Genomic DNA, 6,325 nt, shown 5'->3' with positions numbered 1-6,325 from the left:
CAGGCCGATTTCGTCGCCATGCCGATGCGGGGCACCCAGTACGCCAGTCAGATGCCGACCGGCTGGGAGAGTGACGAGACCCCGGAACAGTCCGACGACGATGCCGAACCGGCGATGATCTTCGATGACGAATCGGAGCCGGAGGACCAACCTGCCGGCCCATGACTGAAAAGGCGGACGTGGTGGTGGTCGGTGCGGGCGTGATCGGCCTGGCGGCGGCGCGCGCCTTCGCGCTGGCGGGACGCGAGGTCATCGTCATCGAGCGCGAGGGCCATGTCGGCGAGGGCACCAGCTCGCGCAATTCCGAAGTGATCCACGCCGGCATCTACTATCCGAAGGACAGTCTGAAGGCGCGCGCCTGCGTCGCCGGCAAGCATGCGCTGTACGACTATTGCGCCGGGCACGGCGTCCCTCACCGGCGCTGCGGCAAGCTGATCGTGGCAAGCGGCTCCGAGCAGCTCGAAGAACTGCGCGCGCTCCGCGCCAGGGGCGCAGCCAACGGCGTCGGCGATCTGCGGCTGCTCGACCGCGAGGAAATGCTGGCGCTGGAGCCGGATCTTAACGGTGTCGCGGCCCTCCTTTCCCCTTCCACGGGAATCATCGACAGCCACGCCTACATGCTGGCGCTGCAGGGCGACGCCGAGGCCGCAGGGGCGATGATCGCCTTTCTGACGCCCGTTCTCGCCGTCGAGGCGGGCGAGGCCGACCCGGTCATCGAGACCGGCGGCGCGCAGCCCATGCGGCTGGCCTGCCGGACGCTGGTCAATGCCGCGGGCCTGGCCGCGCCGGTCATCGCCGACCTGGCCGACGGCCGCCGCCGCCGCCGCTTCTACGCCAAGGGCAACTATTACACCCTGGCCGGCCGCTGCCCGTTCTCGCGCCTGATCTATCCGGTCCCGGAACCGGGCGGCCTGGGGGTCCACCTGACCATCGACATGGCCGGTGAGGCGCGCTTCGGACCCGACGTCGAGTGGCTGACCGGGGACGATCCGGACGCCATCGACTACCGGGTCGATCCGGCCCGCGCCGAGCGCTTTCACGACGCCATCCGCCGCTACTGGCCGGGCCTGCCCGAGGATGCGCTGCAGCCCGGCTACAGCGGCGTGCGCCCGAAGCTCTCCGGCCCCGGCGAACCGGCCGCGGACTTCGTGGTGGAAGGCCCCCGGGAACACGGCGTCCCGGGCCTGGTCAACATGCTGGGCATCGAGAGCCCGGGCCTCACGGCCTCGCTGGCCCTCGCGGACCTGGCGATGACGGCGGCCGGCCGGACGGGCTGACGGGACCGGACGGCAAGTCGGTCAGACTTCCCCGCCCGCCGGGTCCTGCCGCTTCGCCGAGATCGCCGCCAGCGCCCGCGCCTGTTCCGTGACATCGATCGGCATGGCGGAGGCGATCTCCAGCTCCCGGGCCTCGAGCGCCTGAAGACCCTGCCGCGCCACCGCCTCCAGCAGCACGGCGTCGCGGCGGTGTATCAGATGCTCGATCTGCGGCCGGAACAGCACGAGCAGCGCCCGCAGCCAGCGGTCGACGTCGGGGGACGGTCCCGCGCCAGCGGGCCGGAAGCGGTCCAGCATGGCAATCACGTCGTCGCCGGCGCAAAGCGCCTCCCCGGTCACCCAGCGGTTGGTGGTGAACAGATGGCTGGGCCTGCCGCGCCGGTCGACCGCAAGCGCGACGAGGTGCGAGACCGATCCCCGCCCTCCGGGCCACGGCGTGGCCTCGTCCGGAACCAGCGGGCGGACGCCCGCCGGCATGCCCGGCGCGCGCAGGAAGGTATGGAAGTGGCCGAGGTCGCCCGGCGCACCGTCGTGACGGTGGAAATAGTATTGCGCGTGGCTCTCGGGATCGTGGGCATCGCCCTCGGGCAGCCGACGCCAGTCCGCCGGCGTGGGCCCGTCGTCGCCCAACAGCAATCCGGCGACGCCACCGGGCCGGCCGCGGTGACGCGCCTCGATGGCGACGACCGTTCTCGCGGCCGCATTCATCGCCGCCAGCCGCGACGCCCCGGCCCCGGCGGCCGGATTCGCCGTGCTCGCCCGGAAGATGTATCGCCAAGGGTCCTTCATCGGGGCTATTCTCCGCCCGCCGGATCGGAACGGAAGATGCCGGATGCAGACCCCGGCAAGGAAGCCCATAAATTCACCAGATTGCCCAAATTTACGGCATTTCATTTGACAAAAATTCAGTCAGTTTGCTAACTTGTTGAAATTATTAGGGTAATTTCCACCATTCGGATGGCACGCGGTGTGCTAATCCGGCTTAGGCTGTGCCGTGGCATCAGCGTGGGGAAATCTGACGACAGGAGGGTGTCAGTACGCGGCGATGAAGAAAATCGAAGCTGTCATCAAACCGTTCAAGCTCGACGAGGTGAAGGAAGCCCTTCACGAGGTCGGTCTTCAGGGCATCACCGTGACCGAGGCCAAGGGCTTCGGGCGCCAGAAGGGCCACACCGAACTCTATCGCGGCGCCGAATATGTCGTCGACTTTCTGCCGAAGGTGAAGGTCGAGGTGGTGCTGGACGACGACATGGTCGAGCGCGCGCTGGAAGCCATCCAGCAGGCGGCCCGCACCGGGCGGATCGGCGACGGAAAGATCTTCGTTTCCACCGTGGACGAGGTGATCCGCATCCGGACCGGCGAGAAGGGCTCGGACGCGGTCTGAGGACCGTGATCAATTCCGGGCGCCGCGGCCCGCCGCAGCGCTCTGTGCAATCTGTGAAAGGACAGGGAATCAAACATGTCTGACGACATCAACAAGGTCATGAGCCGGATCAACTCCGACGAGGTCAAGTACGTGGATCTCCGGTTCACCGACCCGCGGGGCAAGTGGCAGCATCTGACGATGGACGCCGACGTGTTCCCCGAGGATTTCTTCGAGGAAGGCGTGATGTTCGACGGCTCCTCGATTGCGGGCTGGAAGGCGATCAACGAATCCGACATGGCTCTGCTGCCGGATCCGACCTCGGCGGTGATGGACCCGTTCATGGCGCAGCCGACGCTGATCCTGTTCTGCGACATCAACGAGCCGTCGACGGGCGAAGGCTACAGCCGCGACCCGCGCACCACCGCCAAGCGCGCCTCCGAGTACATGAAGTACGCCGGCGTCGGCGACGCGGCCTATTTCGGTCCCGAGGCCGAGTTCTTCCTGTTCGACGACGTCCGCTTCGACGTGAAGATGAACCACACCTTCTTCCGTATCGATGACCAGGAAGGCCCATACAATTCGGGCACCGAGTTCGAGGCCGGCAACATGGGCCATCGGCCGGGGGTCAAGGGCGGCTACTTCCCCGTGCCGCCGGTCGACGCGGGCCAGGATATCCGTTCCGAGATGCTCGCCGTCATGCGCGAAATGGGCCTGAACACCGACAAGCACCATCACGAGGTGGCGCCCTCGCAGCATGAACTCGGCATGACCTTCGCCGAAATGACCAAGGCCGCCGACAACATCCAGATCTACAAGTACGTCGTGCAGCAGGTCGCCCATCAGTGGGGCAAGACCGCGACCTTCATGCCGAAGCCGATCATGGGCGACAACGGCTCGGGCATGCACGTCCACCAGTCGATCTGGAAGGGCGGCGAGCCGACCTTCGCCGGCTCCGGCTATGCGGACCTCTCCGACACGGCGCTCTACTACATCGGCGGCATCATCAAGCACGCGAAGGCCATCAACGCCTTCACCAATCCGTCGACCAACTCCTACAAGCGGCTGATTCCGGGCTTCGAGGCGCCGGTCCTGCTGGCCTACTCGGCCCGCAACCGTTCGGCGTCGTGCCGCATCCCCTTCGGCTCCAGCCCGAAGGCGAAGCGCGTGGAGATCCGGTTCCCGGACCCGATGGCGAATCCCTACCTCGCCTTCTCGGCCATGCTGATGGCCGGCCTGGACGGCATCGAAAACAAGATCCATCCCGGCGATCCGATGGACAAGAACCTCTACGACCTGCCGCCGGAGGAACTGGAAGGCGTGCCGACGGTGTGCGGCTCGCTGCGCGAGGCTCTCACCTCCCTCGACGCCGACCGCGAGTTCCTGAAGAAGGGCGACGTCTTCACAGACGACCAGATCAACGGCTACATGGAACTGAAGTGGGAGGAGATCTTCCGCTTCGAGCACACGCCGCATCCGGTCGAGTTCGCGATGTACTATTCGAACTGATCCCCGCGGGATCGTCGAAACGGGCGAGGCCGCGGCGCAAGCCGCGGCCTTTTCCTTTGGAGCGCCGCCGCGGTGGCGCGCGGCAAGTTTTCGCTGGACAGCGCCCGCCCCCTCCCCAACCTTCCGGCACAGAAAACTAAGGGGAGCATGGGATGCCCGAACTGAAGAACCGCCGGGGCTTCGCGACGCGCGCGATCCACGCCGGACAACGCCCGGATCCGACGACGGGCGCAGTGATGACGCCGATCTACGCCACCTCGACATACGTCCAGGAAAGCCCCGGCGTTCACAAGGGCTTCGAGTACAGCCGTTCCCAGAACCCGACACGGATGGCGTTCGAAGCCTGTGTCGCCGATCTCGAGAACGGCGCCCACGGCCTCGCCTTCGCGTCCGGCATGGCGGCGATGGGCACCGTGCTGGAGTTGCTCGACAGCGGCGACCAGGTCGTCGCCATGGACGATCTCTATGGCGGCAGTTACCGGCTGTTCGAGAACGTCCGCAAGCGCTCCGCCGGGCTCGATTTCAGCTTCGCCGATCTCTCCGATCCGGCCGAATTCGAGGCCGCCATCCGGCCGGAAACGAAGATGGTCTGGGTCGAGAGTCCCACCAATCCGCTGTTGAAGCTGGTGGACCTCAAGGCGATTGCCGACATCGCCCGGTCCCGCGGAATCCTGATGGTCTGCGACAACACCTTCGCCACACCCTACTGCCAGCAGCCGCTGACGTTCGGCGCCGACATCGTCGTTCACTCGATCACCAAGTACATCAACGGCCATTCCGACGTCGTCGGCGGCGTCGTCGTGATCGGCGAGAACCCGGACCTCAAGGAACGGCTCTACTACCTGCAGAACGCCGTGGGCGGCGTGCTGGGACCGTTCGATTCCTTCCTGGCGCTGCGCGGCGTGAAGACTCTGGCGCTGCGCATGCGCCAGCACTGCACCTCCGCCCTGACGATCGCCGAGCACCTGGAGGCTCACCCCGGCATCGAGCGGGTGATCTATCCGGGCCTGCCGAGCCACCCCCAGCATGACCTCGCCGCGCGCCAGATGGACGGCTTCGGCGGCATGGTGACGGCCTTCATCAAGGGCGGACTGGCGGACGCCCGCCGTTTCCTGGAACGCTGCGAGATATTCGCCCTGGCCGAAAGCCTGGGCGGGGTCGAGAGCCTGATCGAGCATCCGGCGATCATGACCCACGCCTCCGTACCGGCCGACGTCCGCGCCAGGCTCGGCATTTCCGACACGCTGATCCGCCTCTCGGTGGGGGTCGAGGACGTCGACGACCTGATCGCCGAACTTGACCGGGCGCTCGTCTGAGCCGCGGGAAGGAGGGAGCGATGAAGGACCGGGAGCCCGAAGGCCGCCAGGGCGGCGTGGACCCGATGGAGCGGCTGCTGCGTGTCATGGCGCGGCTGCGCGATCCCGAACGCGGCTGCCCCTGGGACGTCGAACAGGATTTCGAGAGCATCGCGCCCTACACCATCGAGGAGGCCTACGAGGTCGCCGACGCCATCGAACGGCGCAGCATGGAGGATCTGAAAGGGGAACTGGGCGACCTGCTGTTCCAGGTCGTGTTCCACGCGCGCATGGCCGAAGAGCTGGACGCCTTCGACTTCGAGGATGTGGCCGACCACATCTCGGAGAAGATGATCGAGCGTCACCCGCATGTCTTCGGCGACGGCGCCGGGATCGACAGCGCCGGCGCGCAGGCCCGCAACTGGGAGGCGCAGAAGGCCGCCGAGCGCGGACGCCGGGCTGCCCGGGAGGGCCGACGCCCCTCCGCGCTGGATGGCGTCGCCATGGGCCTGCCGGCGCTGATGCGCGCGGAGAAGATCCAGAAACGCGCCGCGCGGGTCGGCTTCGATTTCCCCGATATCGCCCCGGTCATGGGCAAGGTCGATGAGGAGTGGGCCGAAGTCCGGGCCGAGATCGAAAGCGGCGACCGGGATCGTCAGGAAGCCGAGATCGGCGACCTGCTGTTCGCCGTCGTCAACCTGGCGCGTTACCTCAGGATCGACCCGGAAACCGCTCTGCGGAATACGAATTCGCGCTTCGTCAGCCGTTTTCACAGGGTCGAGGCGGCGGTCGCCGCGGAGGGCCGCTCCATCGAGGAAGCCACGCTGGAAGAGATGGACGCCCACTGGAACGCGGCCAAGAAGAAGCAGGGCTGAGTCCGC

Annotated in this window: 7 protein-coding genes (1 of these 7 only partly in view); 6 read left to right on the top strand and 1 reads right to left on the bottom strand. The window is 67.0% G+C overall.

Annotated elements, in window-relative coordinates; genetic code table 11:
• On the top strand, positions 1 to 165 hold the final stretch of the coding sequence (locus CWC60_RS04785) for an MFS transporter (protein ID WP_164516368.1). It extends 1,194 nt beyond the left edge of the window; the window shows 165 of its 1,359 coding nt (coding positions 1,195–1,359); the start codon falls outside the window, past its left edge; it ends in the stop codon at positions 163 to 165.
• The gene (locus tag CWC60_RS04780; RefSeq protein WP_109792853.1) at positions 162 to 1,277 is read left to right on the top strand and encodes an NAD(P)/FAD-dependent oxidoreductase; all 1,116 of its coding nucleotides are present in this window, start codon (positions 162 to 164) and stop codon (positions 1,275 to 1,277) included. Before CWC60_RS04785 ends, CWC60_RS04780 begins: the two co-directional genes overlap by 4 nt.
• A gap of 21 nt (positions 1,278 to 1,298) precedes the next feature.
• On the opposite strand, the gene CWC60_RS04775 is transcribed toward CWC60_RS04780, so the two are convergent.
• Positions 1,299 to 2,066 (bottom strand): DUF6969 family protein, encoded by a 768-nt coding sequence (locus CWC60_RS04775; RefSeq protein ID WP_109792852.1) that lies wholly within the window; start codon positions 2,064 to 2,066, stop codon positions 1,299 to 1,301.
• A gap of 256 nt (positions 2,067 to 2,322) precedes the next feature.
• Here CWC60_RS04775 and CWC60_RS04770 point away from each other — a divergent pair, with 256 nt between their 5' ends.
• The 4 genes from CWC60_RS04770 to mazG all read left to right on the top strand — a co-directional run bounded on the left by CWC60_RS04770 (position 2,323) and on the right by mazG (position 6,319).
• Positions 2,323 to 2,661 (top strand): P-II family nitrogen regulator, encoded by a 339-nt coding sequence (locus tag CWC60_RS04770; RefSeq protein ID WP_109792851.1) that lies wholly within the window; start codon positions 2,323 to 2,325, stop codon positions 2,659 to 2,661.
• A gap of 75 nt (positions 2,662 to 2,736) precedes the next feature.
• On the top strand, positions 2,737 to 4,149 hold the full coding sequence (gene glnA / locus CWC60_RS04765; protein WP_109792850.1) for a type I glutamate--ammonia ligase: 1,413 nt from the start codon (positions 2,737 to 2,739) through the stop codon (positions 4,147 to 4,149).
• A gap of 152 nt (positions 4,150 to 4,301) precedes the next feature.
• Complete coding sequence (locus CWC60_RS04760) at positions 4,302 to 5,465, top strand: cystathionine gamma-synthase (RefSeq protein WP_109792849.1); 1,164 nt, start codon at positions 4,302 to 4,304, stop codon at positions 5,463 to 5,465.
• A gap of 20 nt (positions 5,466 to 5,485) precedes the next feature.
• Positions 5,486 to 6,319: a nucleoside triphosphate pyrophosphohydrolase gene (mazG, locus tag CWC60_RS04755; RefSeq protein ID WP_206419767.1), complete on the top strand. Its 834-nt coding sequence runs from the start codon at positions 5,486 to 5,488 to the stop codon at positions 6,317 to 6,319.
• The last annotated feature ends 6 nt before the right edge of the window (positions 6,320 to 6,325 follow it).

The organism is Minwuia thermotolerans (assembly GCF_002924445.1).
Classification (GTDB): domain Bacteria; phylum Pseudomonadota; class Alphaproteobacteria; order Minwuiales; family Minwuiaceae; genus Minwuia; species Minwuia thermotolerans.
The sequence above is the reverse complement of the archived record's forward strand: the minus strand, read 5'-3'. Positions and strand labels throughout refer to the sequence as shown.

What these genes read in the sequence shown, in the direction of transcription:
- glnA (WP_109792850.1), top strand. Translation starts at nt 2,737, where the DNA reads ATGTCTGACGACATCAACAAGGTCATGAGCCGGATCAACTCCGACGAG.
- CWC60_RS04760 (WP_109792849.1), top strand. Translation starts at nt 4,302, where the DNA reads ATGCCCGAACTGAAGAACCGCCGGGGCTTCGCGACGCGCGCGATCCAC.
- CWC60_RS04780 (WP_109792853.1), top strand. Translation starts at nt 162, where the DNA reads ATGACTGAAAAGGCGGACGTGGTGGTGGTCGGTGCGGGCGTGATCGGC.
- mazG (WP_206419767.1), top strand. Translation starts at nt 5,486, where the DNA reads ATGAAGGACCGGGAGCCCGAAGGCCGCCAGGGCGGCGTGGACCCGATG.
- CWC60_RS04770 (WP_109792851.1), top strand. Translation starts at nt 2,323, where the DNA reads ATGAAGAAAATCGAAGCTGTCATCAAACCGTTCAAGCTCGACGAGGTG.
- CWC60_RS04775 (WP_109792852.1), bottom strand. Translation starts at nt 2,066, where the DNA reads ATGAAGGACCCTTGGCGATACATCTTCCGGGCGAGCACGGCGAATCCG.